Origin of the sequence: Pseudoflavonifractor sp. HCP28S3_F10 (assembly GCF_052065415.1) — a bacterium.
In the GTDB taxonomy this organism is placed as follows: domain Bacteria; phylum Bacillota; class Clostridia; order Oscillospirales; family Oscillospiraceae; genus Pseudoflavonifractor_A.
Window position 1 is genome coordinate 1 of record NZ_JBQHUB010000026.1, and the last position, 16118, is coordinate 16118.

The 16118-nt window shown below is 63.2% G+C and carries 14 protein-coding genes and 1 tRNA gene; 5 read left to right on the forward strand and 10 right to left on the reverse strand.

Annotated features, from left to right (window positions below; translation table 11 throughout):
* Positions 1 to 153: 153 nt before the first annotated feature.
* The 7 genes from ACTNBZ_RS10680 to ACTNBZ_RS10710 all read right to left on the reverse strand — a co-directional run bounded on the left by ACTNBZ_RS10680 (position 154) and on the right by ACTNBZ_RS10710 (position 4803).
* On the reverse strand, positions 154 to 591 hold the full coding sequence (locus ACTNBZ_RS10680) for an RNHCP domain-containing protein (RefSeq protein WP_441209781.1): 438 nt from the start codon (positions 589 to 591) through the stop codon (positions 154 to 156).
* A 234-nt stretch (positions 592 to 825) separates the two neighbouring features.
* Positions 826 to 1182 (reverse strand): hypothetical protein, encoded by a 357-nt coding sequence (locus ACTNBZ_RS10685; RefSeq protein WP_441209783.1) that lies wholly within the window; start codon positions 1180 to 1182, stop codon positions 826 to 828.
* Positions 1164 to 1565 carry a hypothetical protein gene (locus tag ACTNBZ_RS10690; protein WP_441209785.1) on the reverse strand — a complete coding sequence of 134 codons (402 nt, stop codon included), beginning with the start codon at positions 1563 to 1565 and terminating at the stop codon, positions 1164 to 1166. Before ACTNBZ_RS10690 ends, ACTNBZ_RS10685 begins: the two co-directional genes overlap by 19 nt.
* 16 nt (positions 1566 to 1581) lie before the next feature.
* Positions 1582 to 2787, reverse strand: a complete 1206-nt coding sequence (locus tag ACTNBZ_RS10695; protein ID WP_441209787.1) for an OmpA family protein — start codon at positions 2785 to 2787, stop codon at positions 1582 to 1584.
* A 23-nt stretch (positions 2788 to 2810) separates the two neighbouring features.
* Positions 2811 to 3704, reverse strand: a complete 894-nt coding sequence (locus ACTNBZ_RS10700; protein ID WP_441209788.1) for a hypothetical protein — start codon at positions 3702 to 3704, stop codon at positions 2811 to 2813.
* Positions 3701 to 4168 carry a hypothetical protein gene (locus ACTNBZ_RS10705; protein WP_441209790.1) on the reverse strand — a complete coding sequence of 156 codons (468 nt, stop codon included), beginning with the start codon at positions 4166 to 4168 and terminating at the stop codon, positions 3701 to 3703. The genes ACTNBZ_RS10700 and ACTNBZ_RS10705 overlap by 4 nt, the downstream gene beginning before the upstream one ends.
* Positions 4165 to 4803 (reverse strand): hypothetical protein, encoded by a 639-nt coding sequence (locus tag ACTNBZ_RS10710; protein WP_441209791.1) that lies wholly within the window; start codon positions 4801 to 4803, stop codon positions 4165 to 4167. The genes ACTNBZ_RS10705 and ACTNBZ_RS10710 overlap by 4 nt, the downstream gene beginning before the upstream one ends.
* Before the next feature lie 249 nt (positions 4804 to 5052).
* Between ACTNBZ_RS10710 and ACTNBZ_RS10715 the strand changes: the two genes are divergently transcribed.
* Both ACTNBZ_RS10715 and ACTNBZ_RS10720 read left to right on the forward strand, forming a co-directional pair.
* Positions 5053 to 5238 (forward strand): hypothetical protein, encoded by a 186-nt coding sequence (locus ACTNBZ_RS10715; protein WP_441209793.1) that lies wholly within the window; start codon positions 5053 to 5055, stop codon positions 5236 to 5238.
* 26 nt (positions 5239 to 5264) lie between these two features.
* Complete coding sequence (locus tag ACTNBZ_RS10720) at positions 5265 to 9032, forward strand: hypothetical protein (RefSeq protein ID WP_441209795.1); 3768 nt, start codon at positions 5265 to 5267, stop codon at positions 9030 to 9032.
* 142 nt (positions 9033 to 9174) lie between these two features.
* Here the strand turns inward: ACTNBZ_RS10720 and ACTNBZ_RS10725 are convergent, their stop codons facing one another.
* On the reverse strand, positions 9175 to 10305 hold the full coding sequence (locus ACTNBZ_RS10725) for a DUF4317 domain-containing protein (RefSeq protein ID WP_441209796.1): 1131 nt from the start codon (positions 10303 to 10305) through the stop codon (positions 9175 to 9177).
* A 248-nt stretch (positions 10306 to 10553) separates the two neighbouring features.
* On the opposite strand from ACTNBZ_RS10725, the gene ACTNBZ_RS10730 reads away from it, so the two are divergent.
* The 3 genes from ACTNBZ_RS10730 to ACTNBZ_RS10740 all read left to right on the forward strand — a co-directional run bounded on the left by ACTNBZ_RS10730 (position 10554) and on the right by ACTNBZ_RS10740 (position 13796).
* Positions 10554 to 11471, forward strand: coding sequence for a Ppx/GppA phosphatase family protein (locus ACTNBZ_RS10730; RefSeq protein ID WP_441209798.1), 918 nt, complete (start codon positions 10554 to 10556; stop codon positions 11469 to 11471).
* Complete coding sequence (gene ppk1 / locus ACTNBZ_RS10735; protein ID WP_441209800.1) at positions 11468 to 13654, forward strand: polyphosphate kinase 1; 2187 nt, start codon at positions 11468 to 11470, stop codon at positions 13652 to 13654. The genes ACTNBZ_RS10730 and ppk1 overlap by 4 nt, the downstream gene beginning before the upstream one ends.
* A gap of 66 nt (positions 13655 to 13720) precedes the next feature.
* Positions 13721 to 13796: transfer RNA gene (locus ACTNBZ_RS10740), tRNA-Ala, on the forward strand.
* A gap of 189 nt (positions 13797 to 13985) precedes the next feature.
* Here the strand turns inward: ACTNBZ_RS10740 and ACTNBZ_RS10745 are convergent.
* Positions 13986 to 15716, reverse strand: coding sequence for a recombinase family protein (locus ACTNBZ_RS10745; RefSeq protein WP_441209801.1), 1731 nt, complete (start codon positions 15714 to 15716; stop codon positions 13986 to 13988).
* A gap of 41 nt (positions 15717 to 15757) precedes the next feature.
* Complete coding sequence (locus ACTNBZ_RS10750) at positions 15758 to 15934, reverse strand: transposon-encoded TnpW family protein (protein WP_207215975.1); 177 nt, start codon at positions 15932 to 15934, stop codon at positions 15758 to 15760.
* Between the last annotated feature and the right edge of the window lie 184 nt (positions 15935 to 16118).

Sequence of the window (16118 nt, forward strand, 5' to 3'; positions counted from 1 at the left end):
CGCCCCATGATCTATAGATACGCCCGCCCGGGATAAATAACCGGGGGATTTGCGGGGGGGGGCCGCCCAAACCGCGGCCCCCCATATTTTTTTAAAAAAAAACCGGGGGGGGCCAAGGCCGCCCCCCCCGCTCTTTTGTTCCGGTATCGCGGGTCAGGGCTTCCCGTCTTTCAGTGTTCCGTCACCGGCCATGAGTGCGGTCATCTCCTCTATCCGCTCAAGAGGAAAGGGGGGAAGGGCCACCGGCTTCATGGCGATGGACATGAGCTTCATGGGGTTGTCGTCGGCGGCGATGCGGTTGGAACTGAGCCAGCCGCACCGGCGGCAGCGGTGGATGACGGCCCACTCGCCGTTTTTGCGCGCCCACACCGCGATGGGGTCCATGATGCCGCCGCAATGGGCGGAGCGGTCTCCTGGTTCTACATCCACGTGGAGGCTGCACAGGCAGTTGGAGCAGTGGTTGCGATGGCCGCTCCCGGCTCCCGCCGGGACCACCGGCCTGCCGCACACCTTACAGGTGAAGCTGTCCTGACAGGGATGGGTCTTATAGTAGCCTTTTTCGTACTGTTTCCGTTTGTTTTCCCGGTTCAAAGGATCGTCCTCCTAAAAGTTCTCCTGGGAGCCTTTCGGGAGGCCTGGCAGAGATCGTTTTGACGCAGACCTCCCGGTCAGCGTACAATCTCCAATAGATAGCAAGATTTCACAAGACAATTCTCCTATTGTTCAAGAATGGATGCAGGAAATCCCGGAGCCGGTCCTCCGGGCGGTCCTGACAGTTGCATGATAGCACATTCGCCGGGCCTTGGCAACCATTTTCATACCGGCCTATGGACTGCGCCTGGCCCGGAATGCGGTCCACAGCGCGGCGGCGCACCGGGCCAGACCCATGAGATACCCTGCGGCCAGCAGCACGGGGAGTCCCAGGATCAGCAGCAGGAGGCTGAGCGCCATGCCCGGAAGGGGGTGGGAGAGAAGCCCCGCCAGCTGGCACTGAAAACAGGCTCTCAGCAGACCGGCCAGCAGGGAGCAGAGGGATCTGCCCGCGTAAGCGAGGCTCACGGCGTAGAGCGGGATCAGCACAAGGGCGAAGAGGGGGGAGGGGACCCATCGCCACAGGGCGATCCCGGCTGTAAGTCCGGCGGCGGCGGCTGCGGCCACCCGGATCAGTTCCCGCCTGAGCATGGGACCTCCTCTTCGGCCGGGGCGGCCAGCTCGTCCCGGAGGAAGCCGGCCAGAGAGGGCCAGGTGAGAAATACGCCGCCGTCCTCCCGGTCGATCTGGAGCACCCGGCCCTCCCGGTCCATATAGAGCGGGTCGCCAAAGGACATGCGGCCCAGGGGCGTGCCGCAGCGCCGGGGGGTGTGGGCCGCCTCCCACACGGAGTAGAGAACGGTGCCGGTGGCGGCGATCTCCAGGCCGTCGCTGACCCGCCACAGAGCCAGTATGGCCCCCGGCGTATGGGGCCACTGGATGCGGAAGGCGGACAGCTCCGCCGGCGCGGCGGGCGGACGGATGCGGATCCGCTCACCGGCGCGGAAAAGAAGCTGACAGAGCGCACTGCACATATGGCTCCACCTCCGGTCAGGGCGCGGAGGGCAGCAGATCCCGGATGAGGCCGGCGTCCGGGCCGTCTAGATCCAGGATGAGGACCTTCCGGTTTTGGACGGCCAGGGGCTCGATCTGCCGGCCGCCGGCGTCCAGATCCTCCACGTGCCAGGGATCGGAGGCACCCAGGCCCAGAGTGGTCATGCGGCCCTCGTCCACTCCGAAGCCGGCCAGCATATCTCTGACCGCCCGGGCCCGGTCCAGGGACAGGGCCTGCTGGAAGGCTGCGTCGCGGCCGGAGGCGGTGGTGCCCACGATGCACACCCGGCGGTCCGGGTATTCCAGAAGCTGCCCGGCCACCTGGGAGAGGACTTTGGCAGCGGCGGTCTCATCGGCGAAGCGGGCGGAGTCCCCAAGGAAGGCCACGCCGGCGCTGTCCAGCACCACGGTCTCCATAGGCTGTACATCCAGCCCGGCCTCCTCCACATCCACCAGAGAGACGGCGGGGAGACCGTCATAGGGCTGGTCGGCAGCAAAGTCATCGGTAAAGATTACCTGAGAAGCGCCGCCGGCCAGCAGTACCGCCTCCCAGATGTCCCGCAGGGCCTCCTGCTGGCGGGCGCTCAGTGGGGGCTGGGGGGCGGCGGTCTGGCCGCAGAAGGCCCAGCAGACAGTCACTCCCTCCAGTTCGGGAAGGGCCCGTGCCTCTTCCAGAGCCTCTGCCAGCTCCTGGGGGGAGGCGGAGAGGAGACCATCGGTAAAGTCCAGGTAGCCGCAGGTGGACAGGCCGGTGTCCAGTACCAGCAGGACCTTGTTTCCGGCGGCGGAGCGGAGGGCCTGCCCCGCCAGGCGCAGGGCCTGCAGGGTGTCCACCTCCTCCGACTGAGGGGTGGCCTGGGACAGGGCATCCTGGAGCTGGGCGCAGTACTCCTGGGCAATGGACTTCTGCTTCTTCTCGCTGAGACCTTCCACCTGGGGCGCGGGGATACTGGCCTGATAGAACACGGCGGGGTTGCCGTCGCAGCGGATCATGGTCACGTCGCCGTGGGTGTAGGCGGCGTCATAGAGCCGGCCGGAGACGGCGGCGGCCGAGAGGGGGATCCGTCCGGCGTTGCTGTGGACGCCGGCCACCACGGCCAGGGAGAGCGGGGTGTCCTCCCGGCCGCTGCCGCAGGCGGTGAGCAGGACGGCCAGGAGGACGGGAAGGATGAGGGCGCGGGCACGTTTGAACATGGCGTACATAGAGATGACCTCCTTCGTAATGATCATGCGCTCTCGGAGAGCGCGTGGAGCCGGGCCGGGGGAGAGACGGGATCGGTCTCTACGGCCTCGGCGCTGAGCTTGGTGGTGGCGGCGGGGTCGGCCAGGTATTCGGCCAGAAGCCGGCGGGCCTCGGCACGGAGGTACTCGCAGCGGGCCGTGATTACCTCACGGGCCGCCCGGTAGCGGGCCTCGTCCAGCTGTAGAAGCTGCTGACGGTCGCCGTCCATGTTGGCCAGGGCGGCCTGCAGGTCGCTCTTGGCCTCCAGCAGCTCCAGACGGCGCAGGCGCAGCCGGTTGATCCGGGCACGGAGCTCGTCCTCCGAGAAGTAGGCCAGCAGGAAGTTGGCCACGCTGGTCACCAGGGGCTCCACTGACAGCAGCACCACTACGGCGGTGCCCTTGGCGTGGGCGTCCTCTTCATTTTCCTCCGCCGCGGCGGAGAAGGCCGCTCCGGTCTCCACGGTAGTCTCCAGCTGGGTGACGCCGGAGCCGGCCTCATAGGCGTCCCGGTAGGCGAAGCGGAGCCAGACCGTGCCCGTGAACAGCAGCAGGAAGGCCAGCACGCCCGTCAGGGCCCAGACCCCGGCGAAGCGCTTGAGGTTGTAGATGGCCTGATGGGTCAGCTTGGCGATCATCAGGGGAATGACGTTGAGCACCAGGGCGATGCCGAAGGCCACCAGCTTGCCCAGCCAGGCAGACTGGGTCATGGCGCTGTCCATGATGTCGTAGAGCACCATGGCGTCCAGCACACTGAGGGCCACGGTGAGGAACAGGATGAAGGCCGGATGGGCCCACCAGGCCCGCTCGGTATCCTGGAGCGTCAGCTCCGCCTGGATGGGCAGAAGGTAGTTCTCGGTGCGCAGGGCGTGGACGCCGTTGACGTTGATCTGCTTCATGCTCCGATCATCTCCTTTTCTTCGTCAGAAAGACTGGTGCCCCGGTGGTAGACGCGGCGGAGCTTGGCCAGCTCCCGGTCAGTCTCCTCCAGCTCGGCGGCGCACTGCTCCAGCTTGGCCTGGGCCTTGATCTGGTCGCCGTTCCACAGCTTGCTGATCAGGTCCGCGATGGACCCCACATGGTCGGCACGCTGGAGGGAGAGCTCCACCAGCGCCTCGTCCCGCAGTTTGCAGATCACGCCGTCCATATAGGAGCCGTTGTACTGGTCCGGGTTGGCGTTTTGGAGAAATTCTTTGGCCCGGCGCTCAAAGTCGGTCTCGAAATCCGCCAGGAGCTGAGGCATCATGTAGTCCCGGGGGGTGAGGCCCAGGTGGGGGGCGTAGGTCCGGACCGAGACGGTCTCCTCCACGTCGCCCTGCTTGCCGAAGGACTTTTGGGTGTCTTTTTTCTTCCGAAAGCTCATGCGTCATCCTCCTCTCCGGCCTGTCCCAGGGCTCCGGCCAGCAGGGCCGCTGCCCGTTCCTGATTTTTGCGGTAGGCTGCCATCCCGGGGATCTCCCGCTCACGGATCACGGGGAAGGGGGGCAGGCTGTCGTCCCCGGCAGTCTTGAGGACTCCCTCCCAGTAGGCGGCAATGTGGGAGCGGAGGAGGGAGGAGGCCCGGCTCAGATCATGGCTGAGGCCTTCGTCGATCATGGTGTTCCGGGTGCGGAGCTCAGCCAGGCGGATGAGGATCTCCCGCTTGCGGGCGGCGTCCGCGGAGGCGCGCGCGCTGTGGGCAGCCGCCCGGCGCTGGGCATCCTCGTCCTGGCCGCCGTGGAAGGGGGCGGCGGGTGCGGAGACCAGGATCAGCTCCTGGCGGAGGGAGGAGACCTGGGTGTAGAGGGGCTCCAGCTCTTGGGCGGCACTGAGCAGGCGCTGGCTGGCATAGGCGTGGAAGCGGCTGTATCTGGACTCGATCCAGGGGGTGGTATAGTCCTCGCCGTCCTGCCGGACCTGGCCGGTCCTGCAGCCCGACGCGCCGGCGCGGCGCTCCAGCCAGCGCCAGTGGCCGAAGCCGGTAACGCCCGGGATGCGAATGGAAGTCTTTTCTTTCATAGGGATCACTCCTTATCTCTGTCTCTGAGTTTTGGGACGGGCCGGAGTGGCTGTCCTTCCTGTCAAGACCAGAATAAACGGTTCGGAGCGGACTGTCACCGGGGCGGGACGGGAGACTGTCGGGATGCTGTCGGGAAATGGCGGGAAATAGGTGGAATACAAAAAGATTTGCGCCCGCCTGGGGGATATGGTACACTCAGAGATGACAAAAACCGCCGGTTTTCGCGGAGAAGGAAGGAGGGACGGCCGGTGCGGGAGCGGATGGAAGCGTTGGTCCGGGAGGTATTCGCCCGGGAGGAGCGGAATGAGGTGGAGCTGCGGCTGAGCCGGGAGGAGGCCTGCTGGCTGGAAGAGGAGAAAGGCGCGGTCTGCCGGGCGCTGGACATCCCACCGGCCCCCGACGGGAAGCGGTGGTATCTGGTGCGGATGGACTGAGCCGGAGCGGGAAGGAGGTACGCCCCATGCCGGGAGAGAAAGAGATGAGCTGGCAGGACTGCCTGGTGGACCGGCGGTGGCTGGACAGGCACATCCAAAGGGTCCGGGAGGACCTGCTGCGGCAGGTGGAGGAGAAGCGGGCGCGGCTGGATCCCGCCCGGCGGGAGGGGAAGGACGCCGAGGTCAACGCCCTCAAGCGGGAGATCAACTATCTGCGCAGCAGGGAAGAGATGATCGGACGGAACGGGCTGACCCCGGCGCGCCATGTGACGCTGTGGGGCCTGCAGCGGCTGCTGGCCCAGGGACAGCCTCCGGAGCTGGGCTGCCAGATTTTTTACGGCGGGGGCCGGAAGGGGCCGGACGCGGCCAGTCTGCTGGAGCTGGTGTTTGCCGGTACGTGTCTGGATATCTGCGCCCTCTGGAAGGAGCAGGGGCGGAGCCAAAAGACGGTGGCCAACAAGGTGAGTATCCTACAGCACGGACCCTATCAGTACGTGGAAAAAGGGAAGCAGGAGATCTGCGAGACCGCCCTCAGCGCACTGGAGGAGCGTTACCGGGCAGGGCGGCTCCCGACGCTGGAGGCCGTGGCGGGCAACCTGCGCGCGGCCCGGGAGGAGGGACGGCTGCGTCTGGACGCGGAGGTAGCGGACCGGATCGGGACGCTCTTTTCCCATGTTTCGGAACAGCTCTGGGGGGAGCAGATCCGCTCCGACCTGCCGGGAGAGGAGCTGGCGGTGCGGCAGCTGGCGGCGCTCTTCGTCCTGGCCCTGCTGCGGGAGCAGTGCTGGGGAAAGGGTGCCCCGGAGCTCCAATGGCTCCGGGGCGAAAGCGCCGCCGTGACCGCAGCTGATCTGCGGGAGTCTGGGGAGCCGGAGAGTGCGGACGGGCCCACCGGCATCTTCGCCCTGGCCGGGAGCGGGATCGCCGGGGAGCTGCTCCCCGACGTGGAGCTGGATGGTGTGGTGTTCCGGACATGCCGGAGGGAGGACGGCCGGCTTTGCACCCCCCTGGAGCAGGTTCTGGAGCACAACGGGGCAGACAGGGCCTTTCTGCTCTGCGGCGGACCGGGCAGCGACATGTCGGGGGCGGGCAAGACCACCTCTCTGCGGATGCTGCGGGCCGGGGATGAGCGGGCGGTCTTTGTGCCGCTGAGCGCCGTTTACAGCGGCCACGGCCTGCGGGGGCTGGATCGGGAGAACGGCCGCCCCCGGCTGCTGACCTGGCTGGAGACCCGTGGGCTCCGCTTCCCGTCGCCGGAGGACCTGGAGGACCGGCTGCTCCTGCTGGACGGGCTGGACGAGATCACCAACGCCGCAGGCGTCCGCGCCCTGTGCGACGATCTGGTCGACCTGCGGAGAAACGGACGGCTGCGGCTGGTCATCAGCAGCAAGCTGCCCCCGGAGCGGCTGCCCGCCTGGAGCGCGGGGCTCAGCGATCTGGGCACTGTGTGGAAGAGCTGTCGCCGGTGTACGGTGCGGCCCATGCGGGACGGGCAGAAGCGGGCCTGGCTGGGAACGGGGAGCGGTATCGAGGAGCCGGTGAGAGACATGCTGACCACCCCCTTTCTGCTGCGGATGTGCGGCAGTGTCCAGACCTTTCTGGAGGGGGACGCCGGGGAGGGGAGCATGGAGGTCCTTACCCGCTGGGTCCCCCGGGAGCGGCTGGCCGGGATGTTCGGAAGCCCGGAGGCTCTCTTTTACGGCTGCCTGGCGGTGCAGGCCTGCCGCTGGTTCGATGAGGACAGGGCGGGGGACGCCCGGAGCGAGCGGGATGCCTTTTTCCTGATGTACGCCCTGCCGGCGGTGGCCTTTCAGATGCTGGTGCCTGAGCTGTACGATGGCCGGTATATCCCGGCGGCCGCCCGGGCGGTGGATCGGACGGCGGTGGAGGAGATGGTGGGGAGCAGCTTTTCCGCCTTCCGGCGGGGACTGCGGTTTTTCCCCGCCTACCGCTCCGGCGCTCTGGAGGTGCTGGCGGCGGAGGCCGGCGGCCTGACAGCGGAGGCCTTTTCCCGGGGACGGGCCGCCGAGGTGCTGTCCCGAAGCCTGAACCGGACTACCTTGGAGTGGGAGTACCGCTTTTCCAGCCGGGCAGTCCAGGAAAACCTGGCCATGCTCCATGTGGCCAACCTCTTCTTTGCCGCCTGCCATGGAGGGCTGGGGGAGGAAGGCAGAGGACTGCGGGTGTGCGAGTGCCCGGTGTGGCATTTCCCCAAGGCCATGCTGGAAAAGGCCGTCCGTTTTGCCGACCAGCTCTTCGGCTGCGACGGGACCACGGCGGAGCGCCTGCAGGCAGGACCGGGGGAAGGGGAGGAGTCCTTTTTCCGCTCGGTCTTCTGCCGGGTGGGGGCCGAGCTGTGCCGGGCCCTGGGATTGCCCCAGGAGGAGCAATGGCGGACTGCCGCCGCCGGGCTGCTGAGGCCGGGGGCGGCCGCCGGGGCCTATGACGGATATGAGGTGGTGCTCAGCCTGTGCAACCAGGCCAGGATCCTGCGGGAGCGGGGGGACCTCTCCAGGGCGGCGGTCCAGGCCCGGACGGCCATCCGTTTCTGCGCGGCCCATCCGGACATCCCGAATACCGACGCTTGGCACAGCCTGTCCAAGGTATATCTAGAGCAGATCAAAGCGCTTCTCAACGGAGAGGGGAAAGAGAACGCCGCTTTGGAGATAGTCCCGGGGCCGGAGCTGGCCTTCGCCTGCCGCGTGCGGGAAGAGCTGGAGCGCCTGCGGAGAGAAGAAGGCGGGGAGAACGGATTCTTCGGGCGGCTCACCCCGGCGGGACTGGATGTTCTGGAGCCGGCGGCCCTGATCGTGGAAAAGGCCTGGCTGCGGCTGGAGCGGTACCGGGAGCGGGACTTTTTCGGGGACGGGCGGGTGAAATTCCTGCTGGAGGCCTCCTATACTGCCAAGGCGTACAGTGTTTACGCCGCATTTCACGAGTATGCGTCGGGCCCGGCGCTGAACCTGCTGGGCTGTTTCCTGGAAAACCAGCAGGAGGTGCTGGAGAACAGCGCCCGCCTGCCCTTCTTTGAAAAAGAGCCCCATCTCCGCATAGAGATGGGGCGGGAGGAACTGCGCTATCCGGAGCGGCAGCGCAATGCCTTCCGGGCCTATCTGCGCATCTACAATATCCGGCGGGGGAACCAGCCCTACTCGGCCCGGCGGCTGGCGGAGGCCCTGCTGTGCCGCCGGGTGCGGCTCTCCGGCGGGTGTGTGACGCCGGGATCGGGGGCGGAGGGACCCTTCACGGAGGAGGAGCGCCGCTTCCTGGACGAGGCCACCCGCCGCTCCTGCACCGGAGCGGCGGCGGGGTACGGCATCTGCCGCATCCGCTTCCTCAACGACTGTATCGCAGAGCTGGAACAAAACGGCTTCCGTTCGGAGGACGAACGGGAGCTGGAGCGCATGCGGCGGGAGGTAAAAGCCCGCTTCCGGCAGGAGTGGGAGCGGTGCCGCTGCGGGGAGAAGCTGCGGCCTGACGGCGGAACGGCCATGGACCTGTATACCGTGTCGCTCATTGCGGAGTATGAGCCGGTCCGCCCGGTAGAGGCCCAGGTGCCCGCCTGGGTGGCCGGGGCGCGCCGGTTCTTCCGGGAGCAGATGCCGAAAGAGAACAGCACGGTCCGGTACACCACCGGCCTGGTCCAGCGGGAGCAGTATCTCCGGGAATGCTGGCAGCGGCTGCGGCGGCTGGAGCGGACCATCCCGGCTTTCCGGGAGCTGGCCCGGAGCACCGGGACCGGAGACTGGCCCGCAGTGCTGGCGCGGCTCAACGCCGCCGGGGAAGAGCCGTAGAAACGTCGGAGCGTGTAAATACAGATTGGAAAGACAAAAGCCCATCCGGGTATCCGGATGGGCTTTTTATGTTGTCATGAGACAGCTTTGCCGACCGCTCATACTAAAACCTGTTAAAAAGCTTTTTGTAGCGCGAAGCGTATCAGGAGATATGTACAGGCACGCCGTTGACCTCCACGTCCCCGTCGGCCCGGATAAGGATGTACCGGACGCCGTTGATGACGCGGGTTTCCACCAGGTCGCCCCGGTCGGCGCTGACCCGGACGCTGACGTCGGGGGCCGAGACCTCCAACCGTTTGGAGTCCACCAGGTTCCGGGGACTGAGACCGGTGTCGCCACCGAACCGGGCGTCATAGCCGGACTCGAAGGCGGCGGCCCGCTCTCCGGAGACGCCGCAGGACTCCAGCACCCGGCGGACGGCCCCTTTGGACACGGTGAGGGGCTCGGTCTCATGATTGGCCTTGTGCTCCTCCATCATGGCGCAGAGATGCTGCTGCACGGTCTGGACCACCTCCAGGCTGCACTCCTCCTCCAGCGCGTCGGACAAAACGGTCTGGAAGGTCTCCCGCTGGGCGGCGGCGGGCATGGGCGGCTCGGTGCGGAACACCGTTTCCACGAAGGAGCTGTGGATGTCGGCGCCGTCTTTGGAGTAGTAGAGGGCGCCGTAGAGATTGGTGCTCCGGTCGTCAAAGGCGGGAAAGAGGAAGCCCAGCGCCGGCGGGGCCACCAGCCAGTCAATCTGGCGGCTGTGGAACTCGTTTTCGTGGGCGTAGTAGCTCAGGGCGGGCTTGGTGGCCCGGACCGGGCAGATACTGCACAGGATGTAGTTGAAGACCTCTCCGGAGGCGTCAGGCTGGTCCTCGCCGTCCCGGGCCCGGAAGGGCACGTCGTAGCGGTCGTGGGCCAGCAGGATGAGGTAATTGCCTTCCAGCGTCAGGGACTGGCGTACCCGCTGGAAAAAAGCCTGCACCGCCTCCTCATCCTGAAGGGCGGAGTTGCGCAGGGCCATGAGGAGCTTGTGCTCCTCCCCCTGGATCACCTGTTTGGTGGAAAAGACGATGTCCATCAGGTTTTTTCCCAGCGTGCCCGACAGGGTACGCTTGAGGATAGAGAGGAAATGCTCACTCTCATCCTGGGTCATTAGGCCGATGGACTGGTCGAATTGGGAGACCATCTCCCCGGACTCATTGACGTAGCAGCCCCGGATGTGGGTGATATTGCTCTTCTCCGGCTTGAAGCGCCGGCGGAGTTCGGCGATCTCTTTTTCGTTCATGGGAACCTCACTTCAGATCATAGAATGGTGTCTGTGGGTGCGGCTCCGCCCGGGAGAGGAGGGCCGCCCGTCCATCATACTACACCCGGGGCCGGATTTCCATCTCAAAAACGGTCCGGGGTTTTTCAGTGACAAACAAAGTGGGGCCTTTGGCAGAATTTTTACACGATCAACATATAATAGAGGTAGCGCCGCCGGGCGCGAAGGTGCAAACTTAAAACCAAGATCGAATGACAGGGAGAATGGGAATGATATACAGTGTGATCGACATTGGCTCCAATACCATCCGGCTGACGGTCTACCAGGTGGAGAAGGGGCATATCGAAACCATGTTCCGTGAGAAAAACACCGCCGGACTGGCGGGCTACGTCAACGGGAAGGGCAAGCTGTCCCGGGCAGGGATCGAGCGGGCGGCGGAGGCGGTGGAACGCTTCCAGTCGGTTCTGCAAAAGCTGTCCATCGGGCATGTGGCGGTGTTTGCCACCGCGTCCCTGCGGAACATTGTGAATACGGACGAGGCTTTGGCCGCCATCGAGGGGCGCACGGGGCTGAGCGTGGAGGTGCTCTCGGGCGAGAAGGAGGCTCTGCTGGATTACGTGGGGGCCACCCATTTCCTTCCGGCGGCTGAGGGGCTGCTGGTGGACATCGGCGGCGGCAGCACCGAGCTGGTCTTTTTCCGCCAGGGTGAGGTGGAACGGGCGGTATCGCTGCCTGTGGGTTCCCTGAACATGTATGGCAAGTATGTCTCACACCTGCTGCCCACCCGGGAGGAGCGCTCGCGCATTGAGCGCCGGGTGGACAAGGAGCTGAAAAAGCTGGAACTGCCGCAGGTGGTCTGCCCCGTGATCTGCGGGGTGGGAGGGACCAACCGGGCCGCCGGAAAGCTGATCAACGCCCGGGAAAAGCTGCCCTGCGCCAACCGGACCATCTATCTGCGCACCGTCTCTCAGGTGCTGGACAGCTTTCGGGAGGAGAACAGGGAACATCTGATGCAGCTTCTGAAGGTGACGCCGGACCGAATCCACACCCTGCTGCCGGGCATGACCATACTGCGGCGGGTGGCCAGGACCTTCTGCAGCGATACCATGATTATCAGTGACTACGGCGTCCGGGAGGGCTACCTCCTATCGGAGGTGCTGAATATGGAGCGGGGGGAAGTGCTGTGAGGGGAGAACTGAGACACTATACCCAAAACCGGGAACTGTCCTGGCTGGCCTTCAATGACCGGGTGCTGGACGAGGCCGCGGACCCCTCGGTGCCCCTGCTGGAGCGGCTGAAGTTCGTGGCTATCTTCACCAGCAACCTGGACGAGTTTTTCATGATCCGGGTGGGGAGCCTGTATGATATCGTCTCCATGGGCGGAAAGGCGGGGGACAGCCGTACCGGGATGACCGCCCGGGAACAGCTGGAACACATCTATGAGGCGGTGGGTCCCCTGTACCGGAAGAGGGATCAGATCTTCCAGGAACTGGAACGGGAACTGAGCGCCTATGGCGTGTGCGGAGTGGAGTTTGGAGAACTGGAGCCGCGGGAACGGAAATGGATCAGAAACTATTTCAAGACCCAGGTGCTGCCGGTACTCTCGCCCCAGATCGTAGACGCCAACCACCCGTTTCCCCATCTGCAGAATAAGGAGCTCTATGTGGTGGCCAACCTGAGGCGAAAAGACCGCGTGATGATGGGCATTGTGCCTGTCCCTTCCATGCTGCCCCAGGTGGTGGACCTTCCAGGCGGCGGCCTGCGCTTCCTCCGGATGGAGCAGGTGATCCTGGAGCACCTGGAGCTGGTCTTTGAGCAGTATACAGTCTCCGACCGGAACTGCATCTGCGTCACCCGCAACGCCGACATCTCTCCGGATGACGAGATGTTCGACGTGGAGGAGGATTTCCGCTGTCACATGAAGAAGCTGCTCCACAAGCGCCGCCGCATGGCAGCGGTGCGTCTGGAGGCGGCATTCCCCCTGGAAAAAAAGCTGGAGGATGTTCTGACCCGCCGGTGCCATGTGGGAAAGCACCAGATCTTCCGCACGGCCGCGCCCATGAAAATGGAGTATGTATTCCCGTTACTCTCAAAAGTGCCGCCGGCCCTGGGGCAGACGCTGCTCTACCCGCCCTTTGCGCCCCAGGCCGTCCTTCCGGCCCACCAGGGCGGTATGCTGCGGCTGGCCAGAAAGCGGGACCTGCTGCTCTCCTATCCTTATGAGAGCATGGAGCCCTTTCTCCAGCTCATCCGGGATGCCAGCACCGACCCGGATGTACTGAGTATCAAGATCACTATCTACCGGTTGGCCAAAAAAGCACGGCTGGTAGAGTACCTGTGCGCCGCCGCGGAAAACGGCAAGGAGGTCGTGGCGGTCATCGAACTGCGGGCCCGCTTCGACGAGCAGAACAACATCGATTGGTCCGAGCGGCTGGAGGAGGCGGGCTGCCGGATCATCTACGGCTTCGAGACTTACAAAGTTCATGCCAAGGTGTGCCTGATCACCATGCGGGGCAAGGGCGGCGTGCAGTATGTGACTCAGATCGGCACGGGCAATTACAACGAAAAGACGGCGGCCCAATATACCGACCTGTCCCTTATTACTCCGGACGCCGGGATCGGCACTGATGCAGCCTCCTTTTTCAAGAACATGTCCATCGGCAATCTGGAGGGAGAGTACCGCCACTTTCTGGTGTCTCCGGTGGGCTTCAAGCGGACGATCCTGGACCGCATGGCGGAAGAAGAGCGGAAGGGGAGCGGGGGCCATATCGTCATCAAGTGCAATTCCATCACCGACTGTGACTTGATCGAGGGCCTCTCCCGGGCCTCCCGGGCCGGGGTGAGGATCGAGCTCATCATCCGGGGCATCTGCTGTATCCTGCCCGGGGTGCCGGGCTATACCGAGCATATCTCGGTAACCAGCCTGGTGGGCCGTTATCTGGAGCACGCCAGGATCTACGCCTTCGGCGACGGACCGGAGCGAAAGCTCTATATCGGATCGGCGGACATGATGACCCGCAATACCGAACGGCGTGTGGAGGTGGTGACGCCGGTCTATGATCCGGCACTGAAAAAGCGGGTGGAGGAGCTGCTGGAGATCCAGCTGCAGGACACGGTCAAGGCCCGCTGGCTCCTGAGCGACGGTACTTACCTTAAAAAGCAGCGGGGTGAGGGGCCGGAGGTCTGTGCCCAGGAGCAGCTGATGAAGGAGGCTGCAGACCGGGCCGGGGCGGCGCGGGAGGCCGCACAAAAGCGGCCGGGCCCGACCATCCGCGGCCTGCTGAGGGCGGTACTCGGCTGGCTGTGGAGAAAACGGTGTCCGGCATGCCCCGCAGAAAAACAGCAACGCCAATTTTCAAATGAGCCTTGACAAGCGGGCAAGTTTTTGCTATTATATCCCTTGCTGAGCCGGTCAGCCGGCTATGTAGCTTTATATGGGGGTATAGCTCAGCTGGGAGAGCGCTTGAATGGCATTCAAGAGGTCAGCGGTTCGATCCCGCTTATCTCCACCACGAAAAAAGACAGCCTGACGGCTGTCTTTTTTGTTTCCACCAGGTTTTAAGAGCACTTTCAGGCAAACAAACAACAGCGGTTGGATCCCGCTTATCTCCACCACGAAAAAAGACAGCCTGAAGGATGCTCCCGATAAGAAAACATCGTGAGGAAAGAGAGAACGGTATAGCTTCGGCTGTACCGTTTTCTCATTTTTCCGTTGATGCCGTGACTTTTGACATTTCCAAGACTCCGATACCCTTGTAGTAAATGTCAATCTCCTGCGTCCGATTCTTACCCTTCGGGTCGCTGGCCGCATGGACGATGATTTTCTCCACGAACTCATGGAGGATGCAGGGCGTGAGCTCCGGGATATCCGTGTACCTCTCCACAACGGAGAGAAAACGATCAACATCCGCCGATTTGCTTTCCTCCAGCTCCACTTCTTTCCGAAGGGAGTTTACCAGCACCTTGAGCTCCTGTTCTTCCTTCTCGTGGTCCGCAGAGAGCTTCTGAAAGCGTTCATCGGAGAGTTTGCCCGAAATGTTGTCCTCATAGAGCCGCTTGAAGATAGCATCCAGCTCAGTGATCCGCTTCTCGGAATCGGTAAGCTGCCGTTTCCTCTTTACAAGATCCCGGTTGCGCTGCCGCAGGTCGCTGTCCATGACCAGCCTCACAAATTCGTCCTTACTGCGGGAGGCGAAGGAAACGATCTCCCGCAGGTTTTCCAGAATCAATTCCTCCAAGATCACCGTGCGGATGGAATGGGTCTGACCGCAGAAGTCACGGCTCTTTCGGTAGCCGGCGCACAGGTAGTATTCCTGCTCGCGCCGGAAGTTGGTGGCCCTGCATTGATACATGACAGATCCGCAGTCTGCGCAGAACATCATGCCGGAGAACATCCCCATTTCTCCCATTTTTGTAGGACGCCGGCGCGTCTGCCTTGCTGCTCTCGCGGCGTCTGCGATTGCCTCCGTCCAGATCGGGTCATGGGTGTTCTCAAAGATCATCCACTCACTTTCTGGATTATGGATGACCTTTTTGCTCTTGTAGGACTTCTTCCTTGTCTTGAAATTGACCGTGTGCCCCAGGTACTCCCGCCAGCGGTCCATGATATCCGCTACGGTGGAGGCATCCCATGCGTAGGGCAAGCCCTGCTTGATATTCCTTGCTTTCCGGCCCCTGCTGGCATAATAGGCGGCCGGGGTCAATATCCTTCGCTCTGTCAGCTTCCTTGCAATCTGAGACGGCCCGAAGCCGTCCATCACATATAGGCCGATCTCATAGACCACCGCTGCGGCGTCCTCGTCCCTGACCCACAGCTTTTTGTTGTCAGGAGACTTCATGTAGCCATAGGGCGGCAGGGTCGTCAGATGCTCGCCAGCGTTGCCCTTGACCTTCATCACGGCACGGATCTTCTTACTGGTGTCTTTCGCATACCACTCATTGATGATGTTCCGAAAAGGAGTGAACTCATTATCACCCTGGGTGCTGTCCACGCCATCGTTGACAGCAATAAAGTGAATGTCATGCTCCGGGAACATGATCTCGGTATACATGCCCACTTGCAGATAATCACGGCCCAGGCGTGACATATCCTTGATAATGACCCGATTGACAAGGCCGGCTTCGATATCCGCAATCATTTGCTGGAAGCCAGGGCGGTTGAACGTCGTACCCGAAATGCCGTCATCAATATAAAAGCGATAATTTTTGTAGCCGTGGTCAAGTGCATAGCGTTGAAGGATCTTTTTCTGGTTGATGATACTGTTGCTGTCGCCCTGCAATTCATCGTCACGCGACAAACGGCAGTACAAAGCGGTAACAGCTTCGACGCTCATAGCGCTGTAAGGGAATTGAAGCGCGGCAGCGGTGTTTGACTGATGATACATAGTAACCTCCCATCCGGCAGTCAAACACGGTTTTGAAGTCACCTTCATTATACCGCGTCTTTTTGTCCCTGTCTGCCTGTTTGGGAGAATTAAGTTGTAGCTTCTTTCTGAACGTCCGCTTTCATCAGACGTTCCAGCTTTACGGCAATACCCTCATCGCCCTTTTCCCGAAAGAAGGAATTGACGATAAAGGTTGTGTTGCCGATCTGTTTTTCGCTCCGCCTCGGCGGGGCGTATTTCTTTTCAGATGAAACGGTCGTTTGCATAGTTAGCCCCTTTCTAATCGTCTGAAAACAAATCATTTTTTGATAGCTTACGAAGAACAGCAGAACGGACGGCTGAATGGCCTATCAGCTCCACGGGAATCCCACCCCCGCGCGGTTCTCGCGCGGCCCTGCTCATTGCCTGCGACGCCTCACCGCCTGAATACGGCTGCACGCCCGGACTGTG